The following is an 18,800-nucleotide window of genomic DNA, read 5'->3' as shown; positions in this document are numbered from 1 at the left end:
GGGGCGATGGGCTCACAGCGACGTGAAGTCGATCGCCTGGTACAAATCGGCGCCAATGCCGGCAAAACTCAACAGCGCCGGCAACTGCTGGGCAAACCCTTGGAAACTGTGGTCGCCGCCGGCCTGGATGCGCAAGGCACAGGCGCGGTAATACTGCTGGGCGTGGCGATAATCCAGCGTTTCGTCACCGGTTTGCAACCATACCTGAAACCGCTGCGGATCCCGGGGCGCCGGTACTTGCAGTTCGGCCAGGGCCGTGACGTGGTCGCGGGTCAATTCCCAGGTTTCGTCGGTGTACAAATTCTTCTGCGTGCCCAGGTAGCCGTCGAACAGCCGATGCGGGCTGACGGCAGGGTTGATCAACAGGGCCTTGAGGCCGTGGCGCTCGGCCAAGTGAGTCGCATAGTAGCCGCCGAGCGAGCTGCCGACCAGCAGCGGGCGCCCCAGTTCTGTAATCGCCTGTTCCAACTGACCGATGGCCTGGCGGGGGTGGTGATGCAAGGCGGGCACCTGTAACTGGTCGCTCAGGCCCAGGCGCGTCATCACTTGCGTCAACTGGCTGGCCTTGGTCGACGCCGGGGCGCTGTTGAGGCCATGGATATAAAGGATCGAACCCGACATTGCCGACTCCCTGGGTGTTGGGCAAAAGCCGGAGTTTACAGGGAGATTGCGGTGGTTGGGGGGGATTTGACCGTGTTGTTGCCTCCTATGACCCGTCGTTCACAACACCTGTGGGAGCAAAGCTTGCTCGCGAGGCGGCCTTGTAGCCGACCTGTTTCTCCCGGTTGTACTTCGATCAAACTGTGGGAGCGAGCCTGCTCGCGATGACGGCCTGACAGCCGGCCTGGTTCTCCCAGTCGTACTCCTATCCCATTGTGGGAGCGAGCTTGCTCGCGATGGCGGTCTGATTGAGTACATATCCATTTCTGCGGTAACGACGGCTTAGGGTTCCGCCCTGACGGCGGCTCACTTTTGAGAAGCGCAAAAGTAAGCAAAACGCTCCTGCCCCACCACTTGGTGCCTCGCCTAGGCTCGGCATGCCCTCACTCCGGCATTGCTCCGTGGGCCCGCCGCGAAGGGCCATCCATGGCCCAGCGCGGCTAACCCGGCATCCATGCCGGGTTGCCCACTCCACAATGCCTGCGTTCGGCCAGCGTGGTTAACGGGGCGTCCGAGATCAACGTCCACCGCGAGGCGGCCTAGTAGCCGACCTGGCTCTCCCGGTCGTACACCCGTCAGACTTGTTTGAGCAGGACCTGTGGGAGCAAAGCTTGCTCGCGAGGCGGCCTGACAGCCGACCTGGCTCTCCCGGTCGCACTCAGATCCCATTGTGGGAGCGATCTTGCTCGCTTCTGCGCGCGGTGTGGTCAGGGTTGTGTATTGACGTTGTCCAGCATCCGATTCGCCAATAAAGCGCCCAGCTCGATCAGTTGCTGAATGCCAAGGGCAACATGGCGTCGCGAGCCTTTCAGGTCGAAGGCAAGGTCGCTGACCATGGCATCGGCTGAGGCCAGGGTTTCGCTGAGGTTGGCCAGCAGGCTTTCGGTGTCGACGCCGTCCACGACGGTGAACAGTTGACCTGAGGGCTTTTTCTTTTTGGCTTGAGGTTTGGGGTCAAGATAATGGTCGATGGCTCGCTTGGCGGCTTCATCGAGTTCTTGGGGATCGGTTTCGGGGGGATTGGGTGTGGCTTTGAACATGATGCGTATCCTTCGTTTGCGTAGTGGAACCGCCATCTCCCGTTTCCAGGCGAGAGGGTGGCAGCTATGCGCGGGCTGGAAACCAAGGTCGAAGGAAACCCGGCAGACTTGAAAGTCTCCCGCGCACAGCCGCCATAACGCAGCACTGAACGCTCAAAGCGCCGCAGTATCTCACGTGACTCGCTGATCTGCCTTCGTACTCATCGGGTTTCCAGGCCCGGCCGCTGAATTTGCAGCGACGGGAAAAGACTAGCGACAGCCCTTCCCACCCGGCAACCGCCAGAGCTCGTCGGAAAAATCTGCTGCAGCCCGGAGGATTGTCCGACCATTCCCACAATCCTGGTCGGCTGTCAGGCCGCCATCGCGAGCAAGCTCGCTCCCACACAGGTTTTGGGTCGTTTATAAGATCCGTGTCCACCGCCGATCCCTGTGGGAGCCGAGCTTGCTCGCGATAGCGGTGGGTCTGCTTGCATCAATGCTGAATGTGCCGCCGTCTTCGCGAGCAGGCTCGCTCCCACAATGGGATAGGAGTACGACCGGAAGAGCTAGGTCGGCTATCAGGCCGCCTCGCGAGCAAGCTTTGCTCCCACAGGTCCTGCTCAAACAAGTCTGATGGGTGTACGACCGGGAGAGCCAGGTCGGCTGTTAGGCCGCCTCGGCGTGGACGTTGATCTCGGACGCCCCGTTAACCACGATGGCCGAACGCAGGCGTTGTGGAGTGGGCATCCCGGCATGGATGCCGGGATAGCCGCGCTGGGCCATGGATGGCCCTTCGCGGCGGGCCCACGCCGGAGGGGGAGAACCGAGAGACTAAAGCAGGCACCCAGTGGTGGGGCACTGAGCGTTTTGCTTACTTTTGCGCTTCTCAAAAGTGAGCCGCTGTAAGAGCGGAACCCTAAGCCGTCGTTACCGCAGCAATGGATATGTACTCAATCAGACCGCCATCGCGAGCAGGCTCGCTCCCACAATGGGATAGGAGTACGACCGGAAGAGCTAGGTCGGCTATCAGGCGCGCCTCGCGAGCAAGCTTTGCTCCCACAGGTCCTGCTCAAACAAGTCTGATGGGTGTACGACCGGAAGAGCCAGGTCGGCTACTAGGCCGCCTCGGCGTGGACGTTGATCTCGGGCGCCCCGTTAACCACGATGGCCGAACGCAGGCATTGCGCAGTGGGCATCCCGGCATGGATGCCGGGTTAGCCGCGCTGGGCCATGGATGGCCCTTCGCGGCGGGCCCACGGAGCAATGCCGGAGTGAGGGCACACCGAGCCTTAGCGAGGTGCCGAGTGGTGGGGCAGGAGCGTTTTGGTTACTTTTGCGCTTTTCAAAAGTGACCCGCCGTCAGGGCGGAACCCTAAGCGGCCGTTACCGCAGCAATGGATATGTACTCAGTCAGGCCGCCATCGCGAGCAAGCTTTGCTCCCACAGATCTGAAAGATGTACAACCGGGAGAGACAGGCCGGCTGTCAGGCCGCCTCGTCCTCAGTACCCGTTGGAGCCATAGTCGGGGGTAAACGCAAACCCAACCACCCGCTCGACCCCCGTCTCCAACCGCCCATCCGGCAAAAGCCGCAACCACCGATACCCCGGCGCCTGCGAGCCCACCGCAAAATCCTCACTCCCCGGCTCAAACTGAATACAGGTCGAAGGCGAAGCCAATAAACGAACCCCCTCGCGCACCCGGTCAACCTCCTGATGCACATGCCCCCACAACACCGCCCGAACCTGAGGAAACCGATCCAACACCGCAAACAGCGCCTCAGGATTACGCAACCCAATCGGCTCCATCCACGCACACCCAATCGACACCGGATGATGATGCAGGCACACCAAGTGATGCCGCTCCGGCGCCTCGCTCAAGGCATTGGCCAACAGAATCAACTGCTCCTCGGCCAAAAAACCCGGCACCGAACCAGGCACCGCGGAGTCCAGCATCGTCACGCGCCAGTTGCCAATGTCCACCACCGGATCGAGCAACGCACTCTTGACCGTCGCCTTGAGCATCACCTGCGGCTCATCATGGTTACCCGGAATCCACCGCGCCGGCGCATCGATTCGCGCAGTCAATTGCCGAAACGCCGCGTAGGATTCCAACGTGCCGTCCTGGGACAAATCCCCCGTGGCAAGCATCAGGTCAATGTCCGGCTGCTGCTTGAGCACCAAGTCAATGACCGCCCGCAAACTGTCACGGGTATTCATGCCCAGCAACGAGGCATCGGCCTCGGCGAACAAATGGCTGTCAGACAGTTGGACCAGCAACGCCGCATCGGCAGTGGTCAAGCTGGATACGCTCGGCAAATCGCTCTCTCCCAGGCGCAGTCACGCCGTTGCATGAAGCCGCAATTATGCTGGGGGATGATCGAAAGAGGAAACCCGCGAACCGGAACCGGTTCACAACTACCGAACGACTTCGAACTCATGGCCCAGCGCCAGGCAATGACTCAGCCACTCGCCCAGGAACAGGTTCAACTGGGCTTTTTCATCCGGCTGGTGCATTGACGCATTGGGGTAAGGATAGATGCCGCGAAAGCGTCGTGCATGTTCGGCGCTGACGACTTCGGCCATGCGCGCATCGTGATAGACCTGGACCTCCAGCTGCGGCACCGGCAGCCAGGGCAGGCTGTGCTCCTGGCGCACTTGCAGCGTGGTGGTGTAGGGGCAGGTCTGCAGCACTTCCAGCGCCAACACACCCAGCATCTGGTCGCCGTGGGTCACGGCGATACGCCGCGGCGCCGGATCGTTGCGCATGTCCGGCAACAAGCGCATCAGGCGAGCGTAGTTGGCCTCGCAGGCGGCCTGCAACCCCACCAGATCGACGCGATAGCGATCGCGCAGCTTGTTCAGGACCATAGCCCCCTCACTTCATCGCGATTCAAGGCCAGCCATTGCAAGGCAATGATGCTGGCCGCGTTGCAGATACGCCCGTCGCGCACGGCTTGCAAGGCATCTTCGAAAGCCCAGACCTTCACACGAATGTCTTCGGCTTCTTCCTCCAAGCCATGCAGGCCACCGGCCCCCACGCTGTCGCAACGCCCCAGGTACAAATGCACGAATTCATCGCTGCCGCCCGGCGATGGAAAATATTTGGTCATCGGCCAAAGCGCAGCGAAGGCAAGCCCAGCTTCCTCCTGCGCTTCACGATGAGCAACTTCTTCCGGTTGTTCGTCCTTGTCGATCAGGCCGGCCACCAATTCCACCAGCCAAGGGTTGGCGCCCTTGTCCATGGCACCGACGCGAAACTGCTCGATCAACACCACTTCATCGCGCTGCGGGTCGTAGGGCAACACGCACACCGCGTCATGGCGCACGAACAATTCACGGCTGATTTCGCGGCTCATGCCACCGGCAAACAATTCGTGACGCAAGTGCACACGGTCGAGTTTGTAGAAACCCTGGAAGCAGCTCTCGCGCTTGACGATGTCCACGGTGCTCGGTGCGGCGTTGGCGAAATCGGTCATGACAATCCTCGTGTGCAATGGATCAATACGAGGTTCCAACCTCGGCTTCGCGCCATCCTAACGCGCCCGTACCCTTTGATGCAGCCCCTTTCCACTCATCGGGATGGACGGCAGAAGGTGAAAGAACTCTAATGAGCTTAGTGGCGAACTGATTGTCCTGCTGGCAGTCGAAGCGGGTAACTTTTCGCCTTTCCCTGTTTCATGAAGGACGCCCATGTCGCTTTTCAAAACTGCCTCCGTGGCCGCCATTGCCCTGACCCTGGGCGCTTGCCAAAGCCTGTTCCAACCCAATTACCGCGCACCGCTGGAAACCACCCGCGACGCGTCGGAACAACTGCAACAAGGTTGCGCCAGTGCCGACTGCCCGTTGGTGAACATCGATACCCTGCACTTTCCCTCCGAGCCGGCCCTGGACGGCATCGTCGAAAAACGCCTGCTGCAAATGACCCGCACCGCCCCGGACGCCCCGGCGGCGCCGACGCTTGCCGCCTATCGCGAGCAGTTCCTGCGCAACGCCGCGCCCCGCAACAGCAGCTATTTGCAGGCCAAGGTACGTGAGCAACATGACGGCCTGGTGATCATCGAATTGTCCAGCTACCTGGACACCGGCGGCGCCCACGGCACGCCGGGCCGCGGCTTCATCAACTATTCGCGCCAGGAACACAAGGTGCTGACCTTGTCGGACATGCTGCTACCGGGCCAGGAAGAAGCATTCTGGAAAGCTGCCCAGGTCGCCCACAACAGTTGGCTGATCAGCACCAAGCTGGATCAGGAACCCGAGTTCCTGAAACAGTGGTCCTTCCAGAAAACCCCACACGTGGCGCTGACCTACGGCGGGGTGATCCTCAAGTACGAAGTAAGCACCATCGCGCCATACGCCTTGGGCCACATCGAATTGAAGATCGCTTACCCACGCCTCAATGGCATCCTCAAGCCCGAGCTGTTCCCCGGCCGTAGCTGAAAGCCCGACCCAGCAACAGTTGCAGCAACCCTGCCAGAATCAGCGACGGCAGGGTTGCGCCGATGTCCGGATAGAAGTTGGCCAGCAAGTGATAAGTGCTCACCCCGCCCAACCAGGCCAACAGGGCCGGCCAGCGCAACGCGGCTGATACCACTTGGCTGCTGCGTTTGCGCAGGATGAAGTGGTCCACCAGCACCACGCCGAACAGCGGTGCGAACACCGAGCCGATCAGCAACAGGAAGTTCTGGTATTGCGCCAACGGCGCGAAGCAGGCGATCAAGGTGCAGATGACGCCAATCGCCAAGGCCAAGTGCTCGACCTTCAGCCCCGACAGCATGCCCGTCGACACCGCCGCCGAGTGAATGTCGGCGAAGGCGTTTTCCGACTCATCCAGCAGAATCAGCAGCAGCGGAATGCCCAACCCGGCGCCAGCCAGGGCCAGCAGCAACGCGTTGACTTCACCGCTCGGCGCGAACGCCAGGGTGTAGGCCACGCCCAGGCTCATCAGCCAGACGTTACCGATGAAGAACCCCACGGCAGTACCGCCGAAGACATTCTTGGCGCGTTTGCCGAAACGCGAGTAGTCGGCGATCAGCGGCAACCACGACAGCGGCATCGCAATGGCGATATCAAAGCCCACCGCCAGCGGCATCGAGCCGTCGCCCGCCTGGGCCCACAGCGCAACCAGATCAGCCTTGGCGAACAGGTTCCAGGTCAGCCAGATACACGCCGCCAGCAGCAACCAGATGCCCCACTTGCGCAGGACCTTGCGCACGAACGTCAACGGCCCGCTGACCGCGAGCAGGGTCGCCAGGGCACCGAAGAACAGCGTCCACAGCAGAGGGTTGGCGCCCAGGCTGCCTTCGCTGAAGGCCCGGGCACCGAGCAGGCTGGCGGCATCACGCATGACGATGATTTCGAACGAGCCCCAGCCAATCAGCTGCAGCAGGTTCAACACCGCCGGCACGCTCGCGCCCTTGCCGCCGAGACTGAGCTTGAGGGCGGCCATGGCCGACAGGCCGGTGTCGCTGCCGATCACCCCGACGGCCGCCAGCAGCAGGACGCCCACCAGCGTGCCGAGGAAAATCGCCAGCAACGAGCCACTCAAGCCCAGGCCCGGCGCGAGCAAGGCGCCGACCTGCAAGACCATCAGGCCGATGCCCAGGGAGAACCACAGGGAAAACAGATCGCGAGCGCCGAAGACGCGTTTGTCCAGGGGGACGGCGGTGTCTGGGGAGTAGGTGCTGGGTTGGATGTTCAAGGGAGTTATCTCAGAGGGATATTTGTTTTTTTTTTGGCCGCTATCGCGAGCAAGCTCGCTCCCACAGGGGGCCTGCTGCGTACACAAATCTTGTGAACAACAGAAACCCACTGTGGGAGCGAGCTTGCTCGCGATGAGGGCAGTGAAAACACCGCCCCCTTCAGCTCAAATCAGACTTTCTTGTAAAGCTGACTACCTTCCTTCTTGAACCGCTCAGCCTGCTCCGCCAGGCCCTGGGCGACATCGACATCCACCGCCTCGATGCGTTGGTTGGCCGCGTACTCGCGCACTTCCTGGGTGATTTTCATCGAGCAGAATTTCGGCCCGCACATCGAGCAGAAATGCGCCACCTTGGCCGAGTCCTTCGGCAGGGTTTCGTCGTGGTACGAGCGGGCGGTATCCGGGTCCAGGCCGAGGTTGAACTGGTCTTCCCAGCGGAACTCGAAACGCGCCTTGCTCAAGGCGTTGTCGCGGATCTGCGCGCCCGGGTGGCCCTTGGCAAGGTCGGCTGCGTGCGCGGCGATCTTGTAGGTGATGATCCCGGTCTTCACGTCATCCTTGTTCGGCAAGCCGAGGTGTTCCTTCGGCGTGACGTAGCAGAGCATGGCGCAACCGAACCAGCCGATCATCGCCGCACCGATGCCGGAGGTGATGTGGTCGTAGCCCGGCGCGATGTCGGTGGTCAGTGGGCCGAGGGTGTAGAACGGCGCCTCGTCGCAGCACTCGAGCTGCTTGTCCATGTTCTCTTTGATCAGTTGCATCGGCACGTGGCCGGGGCCTTCGATCATGCATTGCACATCGTGCTTCCAGGCGATCTTGGTCAGCTCGCCGAGGGTTTCCAGCTCACCGAACTGCGCTTCGTCGTTGGCGTCGGCAATCGAGCCCGGACGCAGGCCATCACCCAGCGAGAAGCTGACGTCGTAGGCCTTCATGATTTCGCAGATGTCTTCGAAGTGGGTGTAGAGGAAGTTCTCTTTGTGGTGCGCCAGGCACCACTTGGCCATGATCGAACCGCCACGGCTGACGATACCGGTGACGCGCTTGGCGGTCATCGGCACATAGCGCAGCAACACGCCGGCGTGGATGGTGAAGTAGTCGACGCCCTGCTCGGCCTGTTCGATCAGCGTGTCGCGGAACAGCTCCCAGGTCAGGTCTTCAGCCACGCCGCCGACTTTTTCCAGGGCCTGGTAGATCGGCACGGTGCCAATCGGCACTGGCGAGTTGCGGATGATCCACTCACGGGTTTCATGGATGTGCTTGCCGGTGGACAGGTCCATGACCGTGTCCGAACCCCAGCGGATGCCCCAGGTCAGCTTCGCCACTTCTTCTTCGATGGACGAACCCAGCGCACTGTTGCCGATGTTGCCGTTGATCTTCACCAGGAAGTTACGGCCGATGATCATCGGTTCCAGTTCGGTGTGGTTGATGTTGGCCGGGATGATCGCGCGACCACGGGCGATTTCGTCACGCACGAATTCCGGGGTGATGACTTTCGGCACGCTGGCGCCGAAGCTGTGGCCGGCGTGCTGCTGGTCCAGCAGGCCAGCGGCGCGGGCGACTTCCAGCTTCATGTTTTCGCGGATGGCGACGTATTCCATCTCGGCGGTGATGATGCCTTTGCGCGCGTAGTGCATCTGGCTGACGTTGGCACCCGGCTTGGCGCGACGCGGGTTGTTCACGTGGGCGAAACGCAGCTTGGTCAGCTCGGGATCAGCCAGGCGTTCCTGGCCGAAGTTGGAGCTCAGGCCGGCAAGACGCTCGGTGTCGCCACGGGCTTCGATCCACGAAGAGCGCACGTCGGCCAGGCCTTTGCGCACGTCGATGATCACGTTCGGGTCGGTGTAGGGGCCCGAGGTGTCGTACACCACAACCGGCGCGTTGATTTCGCCGCCGAAGTCGGTGGGGGTCACGTCGAGGCTGATTTCGCGCATGGGCACGCGGATATCCGGGCGGCTGCCCTGGACATAGATTTTTTGCGAGCGGGTAAAGGGCTGAACCGATTGCTGATCGACCTGGGCCGATTCACTTAGGTTGGTCGCGTTTTTTGATTTTGTCGTCATCACGGGCTCTCCAGACACACATCCAGGCAGTGGATTTTTGTCGGAGCGAACCTGTAACGAATGGACGCGTCCCTGCACGAAAATGCGGACGCTGTGCTTGCTGCTCGAGCATGCTCGAAAATCGAAAATCGATGGTCGAACAACATCCCGGACGAAGCACAAGAGGACTCGCCGGGTGACGAGAAATCTTGTTCCCTACGCAGGCGCTAACCTGATCAGGTTCAACGGGATCCGAAATTATTCGATCTCAGCCTCATAGCAAGGCACCCCGACAAGAACCCGGCCAGTCTAGACACAACCACGAGAGAACGCCATCGCCAGGGCAAAAGGCGTGATGAATGGCGCATATACAGGATTGTTGCCGTGCCCAGGCGCAACTACACTCGCTACGCCGCGCGCCACTTAAGCGCACTCTCATTGTGAACTAGGGATAGCCTCATGCTGCGCAAACTTTCACTGGCCTTGGCCGTGTCTTGTGCGTCCAACGCAATGGCATGGGCCGCCGAAGCGCCCTTGACCAACAAAACCGATCTGGTGAGCGTGTATCAGGAAGCGGTGGACAACAACGCCGACCTGGCCGCTGCCCGCGCCCAGTATGGCGCCCAGAAGGAAGTGGTGCCCCAGGCTCGCGCCGGGTTGTTGCCGAACCTGTCCGGCGGTGCGGAAGTCGCCAATGTGCGCACCGACATCGACCAGCCTTCCGCGGTCGCCAACCGCAGCGCCCGCTCCTACCAGGCCACGCTGTCCCAGCCCTTGTTCCGTGCCGATCGCTGGTTCCAGTTCCAGGCCGCCAAGTCGGTGAATGAACAGGCCTCGCTGCAACTGTCGGCTACCGAGCAGAACATGATCCTGCAAAGCGCCGAGAGTTACTTCAACGTGCTGCGCAGCCAGGACAACCTCGCCTCGACCAAAGCCGAGGAAGCCGCGTTCAAGCGCCAACTCGACCAGTCCAACGAACGTTTTGACGTAGGCTTGTCGGACAAGACCGATGTGCTGCAATCCCAGGCCAGCTACGACACCGCACGGGCCAACCGGATCCTCGCCCAGCGCCAGGTCGACGATGCCTTCGAGGCGTTGATCACCCTGACCAACCGCCAGTACAACTCGCTCCAGGGCATCGTCCACACCCTGCCGATCCTGCCGCCGACGCCGAACGACGCCAAGGCCTGGGTCGACACCGCCGCCAAGCAGAACCTCAACCTGCTGGCCAGCAACTACGCCGTCGATGCCGCCGAAGACACTTTACGCCAACGCAAGGCCGGTCACGCGCCGACCCTGGACGCCGTGGCGAAATACGAAAAAGGCGACAACGACGCCCTGGGTTTCAGCAATCCGAACGCCTTTGGTCGCACCTACAGCGGCGACGTCGATCAGCGCACGCTGGCCTTGCAACTGAACATTCCGATTTTCAGTGGCGGGCTGACCAGCTCCCAGGTGCGCGAATCCTACTCGCAACTCACCCAGACCGAGCAGCAACGCGAAGCCCTGCGCCGGCAGGTGGTGGAAAACACCCGCAACCTGCACCGCGCAGTGAACACCGACGTGGAGCAGGTCCAGGCCCGGCGTCAGTCGATCATCTCCAACCAGAGCGCGGTGGAGGCCACGGAAATCGGTTACCAGGTGGGCACCCGCAACATCGTCGATGTGCTCGACGCCCAGCGCCAGCTGTACACCTCGGTGCGCAACTACAACAACGCCCGCTACGACTACATCCTCGACAACCTGCGTCTCAAGCAGGCGGCCGGGACGTTGAGCCCGGCGGATCTGCAGGACTTGTCGCGCTACCTCAAGCCCGACTACAACCCGGACCGCGACTTCCTGCCGCCGGACCTGGCCCAGGCGGCAGCGGCGCAATTGCGCTCACGGCCGGCGCAGTAGGAGCTGTCGAGTGCAACGAGGCTGCGATCTTTTCCCAGACACTTGAATCCCAAGCGAAAGATCAAAAGATCGCAGCCTTCGGCAGCTCCTACGGGCCAGGCCAGCGATTAGCCTCCGGCTAGCAACCGCCCCAACCCATCCAGCAAGCGCTGCAACGCGCCCTGGTTGGTGCGCATCACCGCAAGCCCCGCCTCGGCCATGCGCTGGGCATCGCGGGGCAGTTCGAACAGGCGCTGCACTGCCAGGGCCAGGCTTTCGGCATCGTCCACTTCCGCCAGCGCACCGGCAGCGCGCAGTTGCGCGGCGATTTCGAGGAAGTTGAACAAATGCGGCCCGCTGAGCACCGGTTTCGCCAGCGCCGCCGGCTCGAGCAGGTTGTGTCCACCGTTGGGCACCAGGCTACCACCGACGAACGCGCTGTCGGCCAACGCGTAGAGAAACAGCAGTTCACCCATGGTATCGCCGAGCAACACCGACGTCTGGGCGGTGACCGGTTGTGCGCTGGAGCGCCGGGCCGTGGCAAAGCCTTCGCTTTCGCACAACTGGTGTACTGAATCGAAACGCTCAGGATGACGCGGCACCAGGATCAGCAACGCATCGGGATAACTGTCTAGCAAGCGACAGTGGGCGGCCAGCACCACTTCGTCCTCACCTTCATGGGTACTGGCGGCGATCCACACCGGGCGCTCGGTTGCCTGCCACTGACGACGCAAGGCGCTGGCGTCTTCGAGCAGTTGCGGGGCGATGGTCAGGTCGAACTTGATGGAGCCGGTGACTTCGACGGTTTCCGCCCGCGCGCCCAACTGGCGAAAACGCTCGGCTTCGGCTTCGGTCTGCACGGCGAACAGGCTCATCTCGGCGAGCATCGGCCGGGTGAGCTTGGGAAAACGCCCATAGCCCCGCGCCGAACGCTCCGAGAGCCGTGCGTTGGCCAGGGCCACGGGAATGCCGCGCCTGGCGCATTGGTGAATGTGGTTGGGCCACAGCTCGGTTTCCATGATCACCGCCAGGGACGGCCGGACCCGGTCGAGAAAACGCTTGGCGGCGCAAGGCAAGTCGTAAGGCAAATAGCAATGCTGGATGCGCGGCTCGTTGGCGAACAACGCCTGGATCCGCTCCGAACCGGTGGGCGTCATGCACGTGACGGTGATCGGCAGCTGTGGATAACGTTGCAGCAAGGCGCGGATCATTGGCGCGGCGGCGATGCTCTCGCCCACCGACACCGCGTGGACCCAGATGCCCCCCGGCGCCATGACCGGCAACCCCCAGGAGAACCGCTCGCCAATGCGCCGGGCATAAGCCGGCGCCTTGCGGGCCCGTAACCACAGCCGAATCGCTACCAGTGGCAGCCCCAGGTAAAACAACGCGCTATAGAGAGTTCTGTTCATGGCGGCGGAGTTTATCGGTTTTTCAGCCAATCGCCTGCAACTGCACGGCAAAACGTTCCGCCAGCCAACGCGCGGCCGGGCCCAGGGGTTCATCGCGGCGCCAGACCAGTTCCACCACCAGGGCCGGCGGGGTCCATTCGCTGCTGAGCTCGACCATGTCGCCCAGGTAGGCCGGGTACTGCACCACATGCCGAGGCAACCAGGCCCAGCCCAGGCCACTCCTCAGCCATTCGGCCAACACATAGAAACTGTCGGCCCGCCAGACCTGCGGGCTGGCCTGTTCACTGCCGGGATAGACACTGGACTGGGTGGCCATCAACAACTGGCGGTGCCGGGCCATTTCCCGGCAGGTCACATAATCATGGTTCGCCAGTGGATGGCCCCTGCCGCACACCGTCACCATCTCGACGCTGCCCAGCACCCGGCGCTCCAGCGCCTCGGGGATCTGGTCGTGATAGAACAGCAAGCCGAGGTCGGCGCGGCGCTCCACCAGTTTGCGCGCCACCTCGCCTTGGGCGGCGCTGGCCAGTTGCACTTCGAGGGTGGGAAATTGCTCGGCCAGGGCCGCCAGGCTGTCGATGACCGGTTGATAGGGCATGGCTTCGTCCTGGGCCAGGCGCAGCGACGCTTCCTGCCCGCGCATCAGGGCCAGGGCCCGGCCATTGAGGCGCTCGCACTGGCGCAGCACTTCCCGGGCCTCTTCGAGCAGGGCTTCGCCCGCGTCGGTGAGCCTGGGCTGACGGCCGCTGCTGCGCTCGAACAAGCTCACACCCAAATCCGTCTCCAACAACGCAATTGCACTGCTGATGGCCGATTGGGCCTTGCGCTGATCCCGGGCCACAGCCGAAAACGAACGTTTCTCGGCGACCCCGACAAACAGCCGCAGTTGCTCCAGGTTCCACTGCACGTTCATGGCTCAACCTATCTTGATTCCAGATAGGTAATGACTTTACCGCATCTGACCCATCTCTAGAATGGCCCCATCGAAAGACGCAACCGTCGAAGAGGAACCGCCCATGAACGCCTACTACTACCTGGCCATCGCCATCTGTGCCGAAGTCATCGCCACCGTTTCGATGAAAGCGATCAAGGGCCTGAGCACGCCTCTGCCTTTGCTGCTGGTCATCGTCGGCTACGGCACCGCGTTCTGGATGCTGACGCTGGTGGTGCGCACCGTACCGGTGGGCGTGGCTTATGCGGTCTGGGCCGGGCTGGGGATCGTCATGGTCAGTGTCGCGGCGTTGTTCATTTATGGGCAGAAACTGGACGTGCCGGCGATGCTGGGGATGGCGTTGATTGTGCTTGGGGTTGTCGTGATCCAACTCTTTTCCAAGACTGCAGGCCACTGAAAACACGGATTAAAAGGACTGAAAACACATGTTCGGCAAGGGGAAGTCTGTGGGAGCAAGGCTTGCCCGCGATGAAAACGACGCGGCCTCTCTGGAACCGAGGCGCCCGTATCGCGAGCAAGCTTTGCTCCCACAGGTTGACCGCCAACAAATTCCCTCTGCATTGAGTCTGTATACTGCGCCCTCGTCTTGAACACTGAGGTCGCTCATGCCATCCGTTATTTCCACCGACATTCTGATTGTCGGCGCAGGCGTCGCCGGCCTCTGGCTGAATGCACGCCTGCGTCGCCAGGGTTTTTCGACCGTGCTGGTGGAAAGCGCCAGCCTCGGCGGCGGGCAGAGCGTCAAATCCCAGGGCATCATCCATGGCGGCGCCAAGTACGCCTTGCATGGCGCCCTGAGCGGTGCCTCGGAAGCCATCGCCGACATGCCGCGTCGCTGGCGCGAAGCCCTGAAAGGTGAAGGTGAGCTGGACCTGTCCGGCGTGCGCATGCTGTCCGATGCCCATTACCTCTGGTCCCCCGGCACCCTGGCCGGCAACCTCACCAGTTTCTTTGCCAGCAAGGCCGTGCGAGGGCGGGTCGACCAGGTCAAGGGCGACCAGTTGCCGCCGGCCCTGCAAGACAAGCGCTTCAAGGGCAAGGTCTATCGCCTGGCCGAGCTGGTGGTGGACGTGCCGAGCGTGATCGCGCGCCTGGCGGAACTGGCCGGCGACAGCTTGCTGGCCGGGCAGCACATCGAACCGCTGCGCGAAGGGGGCGAGCTGATCGGACTCAAGGTCGATGGCCGCGAGATTCGCGCCCAGCGTATTGTCCTCAGCGCCGGGGGCGGCACCGCCGACCTGCTCAACGCCTTGGGCCTGGACCAACCAGCCATGCAGCGCCGACCGTTGCACATGGTCCTGGTCAAGGGCCCCAGCCTCAAGCCGCTCTACGCCCATTGCCTGGGCGGCGGACCGAAGCCGCGCGTCACCGTGACCACTCATCCGGCGGCCGATGGCCAATGGGTCTGGTACGTGGGTGGCGATCTGGCCGAAGGTGATGGCGTGACCCGCGAGCCTGCCGCGCAGATCGCCGCCGCCCAGAAAGAACTCGGCCAATTGTTGCCTTGGATTGACCTGAGCACCGCGCAATGGGCCACGCTGCGGGTTGACCGCGCCGAACCGTTGCAGTCGGGCCTGACCCGCCCGGATAACGCCTTCCTCGCCGAACAGGATCGCTTGCTGGTGGGCTGGCCGACCAAACTGGCCCTGGCCCCGGACTTCGCCGATCGGGTGGTCAACGCCCTGCAACGCGATGGCATCCAGCCAAGCCACCCGGCCCCACTGCCGGACCTGCCGAAGCCGCCGATGGGCGTCCCTGCCTGGGAGCAATTGCTGCCATGAGCCAACCGACCCTGCATGACCTCTATCGCCCCCTGGGCCATGACGGCCCGCGGGTCTCCCCCCTGGGCCTGGGTACCGTCAAGCTCGGTCGCGACCAAGGCGTCAAATACCCCAACGGCTTTCAGATCCCCGATGACGACGAAGCGCGCATGTTGCTCAAACTGGCGCGCGACCTGGGTATCAACCTGATCGACACCGCGCCGGCCTATGGCCGCAGCGAAGAGCGCCTCGGCCCGCTGCTGCGCGGCCAACGCCAGGACTGGGTGATTGTCAGCAAGGTCGGCGAAGAGTTCAGCGACGGCCAGTCACGCCACGACTTCAGCGCCGCCCATACCCGGTTCTCGGTGGAACGCAGCCTCAAGCGCCTGGAAACCGACTATATCGACCTGGTCCTGGTACATTCGGATGGCAACGACCTGGCGATCCTCAACGACAGCGAGGTCTACCCGACCCTGGCGGCGCTCAAGCGCGAGGGCAAGATCGGCGGCTTCGGTTTTTCCGGCAAGACCGTCGACGGTGGCTTGAAAGCCTTGGAACAAGGCGATTGTGCGATGGTCACCTACAATCTGAACGAACGAAACGAAAAGGCTGTCATTGACTACGCCAACGAACACGGCAAGGCGATCCTGGTGAAAAAGGCCCTGGCCAGCGGCCACGTCTGCCTGAGCCCCGGGGTAGACCCGGTTCGCGCCAGCTTCGAACTGTTGTTTGAGCATCCTGGGGTCGCCAGTGCTATTGTCGGCACCATCAATCCGCTGCACCTCGCCCATAACGTCGCGACCGTAGCCCAGGTCCTGCGTAAAAACTGACGCCGCCCTACGCGGCCTTAAGGAAGGAGCCGACATGCCGCGTACGCTCATCAGAAAGAATCCCAGCAACTTCAAGACCCTGCCCCTGTTCGTCGAAGCGACACCCGAAGGCCTGACTTACCAGAGCGTCGGGATGCCGCTGAATTTCGCCCAGACCTTGCAGCGCCGCCGCCCGGTAGCCGTGGCCGATGCCGAGCGCTTTTCCCTGGAGTTGGCAAACCTGGGCGTTTCTGTGCGCCTGACCCTGCATTGGCAGAACCGCGACTATTGGGTACTGGTGCGCCAGCGCCGGCAGGATCGCGGCGATGTGGTGCTCAAGCTGATTTCCGGCTACGTCCCGGCCCACGAGTTGAACCTGCCACTGCTTACCGCCATCAGCGAAATTGCCGAAGAATGCCTGCTGGAAACCCCGGAAGGCTGGCTTGGCGGGCGTTTCAACGACACCTGGCTGCCGGCCCCCTACGCCACCGCCCTGCATTACCGCGAAGCCTTGCCGTTTCGGCTGACTCCCCTGTCGGGCTCGGCCCGCCCGGTGCGCAGCGCCAACCTGCAACTGATCGAGCGACCACGGGCCTACGTGCACCTGCCGACGGCATCGCTGCAACTGATCTATGACTTGCGTTTGGATGTGCCCAAGGAAGCCAAGTCCCTGAGCCTGTTTCACGTCGATGAGCGTCTGGAAGGCGACCAGTTGGTCGCGCGCCTGGACCGCAAGCGGCCGGACCTGTACCTGATGCCGCTACAGGACGGCCAACCCATGCCCGAGCTGTATACCTTGAAAAAGGACCAGCTGTACCCGGCCAGCACCCGTGGGCTGTACCTGGCGGAGAGCTTTGCCAAGCAGGACGGCTGGCTGGTGCGAGACGAGCGGATTCGCTGGAAGGACTGGCTGCGCCAACAAGGGCTGACGCCACCGGGCAAGGAGTCAGGCCTGACCCGACTCAAGGGCAAGGCCCGGCAATTGCTCAAGAAGATCGTGCCGCGCAAGGCGGCTCGTTAGGACTGATGCCCCTTTTCTAGCTGGACAACGGCCCCCTGTGGGAGCGAGCTTGCTCGCTCCCACAACATCAGTTGTTGCGAATTTTTTCCACAATCGCCGTCGTCGAGCTGTTTTCCACCAGCCCCAACACCTTCACGGTGCCGCCGTAGGCGGTGACGATGTCCGCACCCACGACCTGGTCGATCCCGTAGTCCCCGCCCTTGACCAGCACATCCGGCTTGACCTGGCGCAGCAGGTTTTCCGGCGTACCCTCGCTGAAGCTGATCACCCAGTCCACCGCACCCAGGCCGGCCAGGACCGCCATGCGCCGGTCGACGCTGTTGATCGGACGACCAGGCCCTTTGAGACGGCTCACGGACGCATCGTCATTGACCGCGACGATCAGGCGGTCACCTTGCGCCCTGGCCTGCTCGAGGTAGGTCACATGGCCCGCGTGCAGAATGTCGAAGCAGCCGTTGGTGAAGACGATTCGTTCGTTGTGGGCACGGGCGTCGTCAACGGCCAACAGCAGTTGCTCCAGGCCCAGAACGCCTCTCTCGGAGCCTTCCTCGCGCTGAATGGCGCGGCGCAGCTCGGGGGCGCTGATGGCTGCCGTGCCAAGCTTGCCGACGACAATGCCTGCCGCCAGGTTCGCCAGGGCGACCGCATGGGGCAATTCCTCGCCGGCAGCGATCGCCGCGGCCAGGGTGGAAATCACGGTGTCGCCGGCACCCGTCACGTCGAACACTTCCCGGGCACGGGCCGGCAGGTGCAACGCCGGGTGATCGGGGCGCAGCAGGGTCATGCCATGCTCGCCACGGGTCACCAGCAAGGCGCCAAGGTCGAGGTCTTGCATCAGCTGCGCGCCTTTGCTCACCAGTTCGTGTTCATCGACGCAACCGCCGACGATGGTTTCGAATTCGCTGAGGTTCGGCGTGATCAGGCTGGCGCCACGGTAAATGGAAAAATCCTTGCCCTTGGGATCGGCCAGGACCGGAATGCCACGGGCACGCGCGGCCTGGATCAGCGCCTGGTGGTTTTTCAACGCGCCTTTGCCGTAGTCCGACAACACCAGGACCTTGATGCCTTCGAGCAGGTTGTCGACCTCGGCACCGAGGGCCAGCGGATCGGTGGCGAAAGGTTCTTCGAAGTCGATGCGCAGCAGTTGTTGGTGACGGCTCATGACCCGCAGCTTGACGATGGTCGGCTGGTGCGCAATGCGTTGGAATATCGCACGTACGCCCGCGCCCTTGAGGCTGTTGGTCAGGCTGTCGGCAGCCTCGTCGTCGCCGGTCACGCCCACCAGGGAAGCCGGCGCGCCGAGGGCGGCGATGTTCAGGGCAACGTTGGCGGCACCACCGGGGCGATCCTCGATGTGCTCGACCTTGACCACCGGTACCGGCGCCTCAGGGGAAATCCGTGAGGTACCGCCATGCCAATAGCGGTCGAGCATGACATCGCCGACCACCAATACAGGGGCTTGATCGAATCGCGGCATGGACAACTTCATGGAGCATCCCACATACAAAATGAACAGGGCCGCGATATTAGCACAGGGTTGGCGAAGGCTTGTCCA

16 protein-coding genes and 1 riboswitch are annotated in these 18,800 nt (G+C 62.6%); of the genes, 6 read left to right on the top strand and 10 right to left on the bottom strand.

Going from position 1 to position 18,800, the window contains the following annotated elements:
- Nucleotides 1-12: 12 nt before the first annotated feature.
- The 5 genes from QMK47_RS03735 to QMK47_RS03715 form a co-directional block, all read right to left on the bottom strand.
- A complete protein-coding gene (locus QMK47_RS03735; RefSeq protein WP_320389817.1) occupies nucleotides 13-621 on the bottom strand; it encodes a YqiA/YcfP family alpha/beta fold hydrolase in 609 nt (202 codons plus the stop codon).
- A 746-nt stretch (nucleotides 622-1,367) separates the two neighbouring features.
- Nucleotides 1,368-1,700 (bottom strand): DUF6124 family protein, encoded by a 333-nt coding sequence (locus tag QMK47_RS03730; protein ID WP_003205177.1) that lies wholly within the window; start codon nucleotides 1,698-1,700, stop codon nucleotides 1,368-1,370.
- Between the two features lie 1,479 nt (nucleotides 1,701-3,179).
- Nucleotides 3,180-3,995 (bottom strand): 3',5'-cyclic-AMP phosphodiesterase, encoded by an 816-nt coding sequence (gene cpdA, locus QMK47_RS03725; RefSeq protein ID WP_258690258.1) that lies wholly within the window; start codon nucleotides 3,993-3,995, stop codon nucleotides 3,180-3,182.
- 99 nt (nucleotides 3,996-4,094) lie between these two features.
- A complete protein-coding gene (locus tag QMK47_RS03720; RefSeq protein ID WP_003186471.1) occupies nucleotides 4,095-4,547 on the bottom strand; it encodes a DUF1249 domain-containing protein in 453 nt (150 codons plus the stop codon).
- The gene (locus QMK47_RS03715) at nucleotides 4,538-5,155 is read right to left on the bottom strand and encodes an NUDIX domain-containing protein (RefSeq protein WP_253471222.1); all 618 of its coding nucleotides are present in this window, start codon (nucleotides 5,153-5,155) and stop codon (nucleotides 4,538-4,540) included. The genes QMK47_RS03720 and QMK47_RS03715 overlap by 10 nt, the downstream gene beginning before the upstream one ends.
- A 214-nt stretch (nucleotides 5,156-5,369) precedes the next feature.
- Between QMK47_RS03715 and QMK47_RS03710 the strand changes: the two genes are divergently transcribed.
- Nucleotides 5,370-6,116 carry a DUF3298 domain-containing protein gene (locus QMK47_RS03710; RefSeq protein WP_253471221.1) on the top strand — a complete coding sequence of 249 codons (747 nt, stop codon included), beginning with the start codon at nucleotides 5,370-5,372 and terminating at the stop codon, nucleotides 6,114-6,116.
- Here QMK47_RS03710 and cytX read toward each other — a convergent pair.
- Together cytX and thiC are read right to left on the bottom strand one after the other, a co-directional pair.
- On the bottom strand, nucleotides 6,085-7,377 hold the full coding sequence (gene cytX / locus QMK47_RS03705; protein WP_320389816.1) for a putative hydroxymethylpyrimidine transporter CytX: 1,293 nt from the start codon (nucleotides 7,375-7,377) through the stop codon (nucleotides 6,085-6,087). The genes QMK47_RS03710 and cytX overlap by 32 nt on opposite strands.
- Nucleotides 7,378-7,547: 170 nt before the next feature.
- The gene (gene thiC, locus QMK47_RS03700) at nucleotides 7,548-9,437 is read right to left on the bottom strand and encodes a phosphomethylpyrimidine synthase ThiC (RefSeq protein WP_057448676.1); all 1,890 of its coding nucleotides are present in this window, start codon (nucleotides 9,435-9,437) and stop codon (nucleotides 7,548-7,550) included.
- A 175-nt stretch (nucleotides 9,438-9,612) separates the two neighbouring features.
- Nucleotides 9,613-9,718, bottom strand: a riboswitch (TPP riboswitch).
- Between the two features lie 157 nt (nucleotides 9,719-9,875).
- Between thiC and QMK47_RS03695 the strand changes: the two genes are divergently transcribed.
- On the top strand, nucleotides 9,876-11,315 hold the full coding sequence (locus QMK47_RS03695; RefSeq protein WP_253471218.1) for a TolC family outer membrane protein: 1,440 nt from the start codon (nucleotides 9,876-9,878) through the stop codon (nucleotides 11,313-11,315).
- 107 nt (nucleotides 11,316-11,422) lie between these two features.
- Here QMK47_RS03695 and waaA read toward each other — a convergent pair whose 3' ends face one another.
- Together waaA and QMK47_RS03685 are read right to left on the bottom strand one after the other, a co-directional pair.
- The gene (gene waaA, locus QMK47_RS03690; RefSeq protein ID WP_258690256.1) at nucleotides 11,423-12,703 is read right to left on the bottom strand and encodes a lipid IV(A) 3-deoxy-D-manno-octulosonic acid transferase; all 1,281 of its coding nucleotides are present in this window, start codon (nucleotides 12,701-12,703) and stop codon (nucleotides 11,423-11,425) included.
- Between the two features lie 22 nt (nucleotides 12,704-12,725).
- Nucleotides 12,726-13,616, bottom strand: a complete 891-nt coding sequence (locus tag QMK47_RS03685) for a LysR family transcriptional regulator (protein WP_253471216.1) — start codon at nucleotides 13,614-13,616, stop codon at nucleotides 12,726-12,728.
- Nucleotides 13,617-13,719: 103 nt separating this feature from the next.
- On the opposite strand from QMK47_RS03685, the gene QMK47_RS03680 reads away from it, so the two are divergent.
- The 4 genes from QMK47_RS03680 to QMK47_RS03665 all read left to right on the top strand — a co-directional run bounded on the left by QMK47_RS03680 (nucleotide 13,720) and on the right by QMK47_RS03665 (nucleotide 17,245).
- Nucleotides 13,720-14,052, top strand: coding sequence for a DMT family transporter (locus QMK47_RS03680; RefSeq protein WP_003197153.1), 333 nt, complete (start codon nucleotides 13,720-13,722; stop codon nucleotides 14,050-14,052).
- Between the two features lie 208 nt (nucleotides 14,053-14,260).
- Nucleotides 14,261-15,436, top strand: a complete 1,176-nt coding sequence (locus tag QMK47_RS03675; protein ID WP_320389815.1) for an NAD(P)/FAD-dependent oxidoreductase — start codon at nucleotides 14,261-14,263, stop codon at nucleotides 15,434-15,436.
- On the top strand, nucleotides 15,433-16,245 hold the full coding sequence (locus tag QMK47_RS03670) for an aldo/keto reductase (protein ID WP_253471214.1): 813 nt from the start codon (nucleotides 15,433-15,435) through the stop codon (nucleotides 16,243-16,245). The genes QMK47_RS03675 and QMK47_RS03670 overlap by 4 nt, the downstream gene beginning before the upstream one ends.
- A 34-nt stretch (nucleotides 16,246-16,279) precedes the next feature.
- Nucleotides 16,280-17,245 carry a metal ABC transporter ATPase gene (locus QMK47_RS03665; protein ID WP_214511478.1) on the top strand — a complete coding sequence of 322 codons (966 nt, stop codon included), beginning with the start codon at nucleotides 16,280-16,282 and terminating at the stop codon, nucleotides 17,243-17,245.
- Nucleotides 17,246-17,312: 67 nt separating this feature from the next.
- Here the strand turns inward: QMK47_RS03665 and hldE are convergent, their stop codons facing one another.
- A complete protein-coding gene (gene hldE, locus QMK47_RS03660) occupies nucleotides 17,313-18,734 on the bottom strand; it encodes a bifunctional D-glycero-beta-D-manno-heptose-7-phosphate kinase/D-glycero-beta-D-manno-heptose 1-phosphate adenylyltransferase HldE (protein WP_214511479.1) in 1,422 nt (473 codons plus the stop codon).
- Nucleotides 18,735-18,800: the final 66 nt, after the last annotated feature.

This window comes from Pseudomonas sp. P9_35 (assembly GCF_034008205.1).
Classification (GTDB): Bacteria; Pseudomonadota; Gammaproteobacteria; order Pseudomonadales; family Pseudomonadaceae; genus Aquipseudomonas; species Aquipseudomonas kilonensis.
Note: the sequence above shows the minus strand (reverse complement) of the source record. Positions and strands in the feature narration are given on the sequence as shown.

Coding starts and splice junctions, on each gene's coding strand:
- waaA (WP_258690256.1), bottom strand. CDS start 12,703: ATGAACAGAACTCTCTATAGCGCGTTGTTTTACCTGGGGCTGCCACTG.
- QMK47_RS03685 (WP_253471216.1), bottom strand. CDS start 13,616: ATGAACGTGCAGTGGAACCTGGAGCAACTGCGGCTGTTTGTCGGGGTC.
- QMK47_RS03695 (WP_253471218.1), top strand. CDS start 9,876: ATGCTGCGCAAACTTTCACTGGCCTTGGCCGTGTCTTGTGCGTCCAAC.
- QMK47_RS03715 (WP_253471222.1), bottom strand. CDS start 5,155: ATGACCGATTTCGCCAACGCCGCACCGAGCACCGTGGACATCGTCAAG.
- thiC (WP_057448676.1), bottom strand. CDS start 9,437: ATGACGACAAAATCAAAAAACGCGACCAACCTAAGTGAATCGGCCCAG.
- hldE (WP_214511479.1), bottom strand. CDS start 18,734: ATGAAGTTGTCCATGCCGCGATTCGATCAAGCCCCTGTATTGGTGGTC.
- QMK47_RS03665 (WP_214511478.1), top strand. CDS start 16,280: ATGCCGCGTACGCTCATCAGAAAGAATCCCAGCAACTTCAAGACCCTG.
- QMK47_RS03730 (WP_003205177.1), bottom strand. CDS start 1,700: ATGTTCAAAGCCACACCCAATCCCCCCGAAACCGATCCCCAAGAACTC.
- QMK47_RS03735 (WP_320389817.1), bottom strand. CDS start 621: ATGTCGGGTTCGATCCTTTATATCCATGGCCTCAACAGCGCCCCGGCG.
- QMK47_RS03670 (WP_253471214.1), top strand. CDS start 15,433: ATGAGCCAACCGACCCTGCATGACCTCTATCGCCCCCTGGGCCATGAC.
- QMK47_RS03710 (WP_253471221.1), top strand. CDS start 5,370: ATGTCGCTTTTCAAAACTGCCTCCGTGGCCGCCATTGCCCTGACCCTG.
- QMK47_RS03720 (WP_003186471.1), bottom strand. CDS start 4,547: ATGGTCCTGAACAAGCTGCGCGATCGCTATCGCGTCGATCTGGTGGGG.
- QMK47_RS03680 (WP_003197153.1), top strand. CDS start 13,720: ATGAACGCCTACTACTACCTGGCCATCGCCATCTGTGCCGAAGTCATC.
- QMK47_RS03675 (WP_320389815.1), top strand. CDS start 14,261: ATGCCATCCGTTATTTCCACCGACATTCTGATTGTCGGCGCAGGCGTC.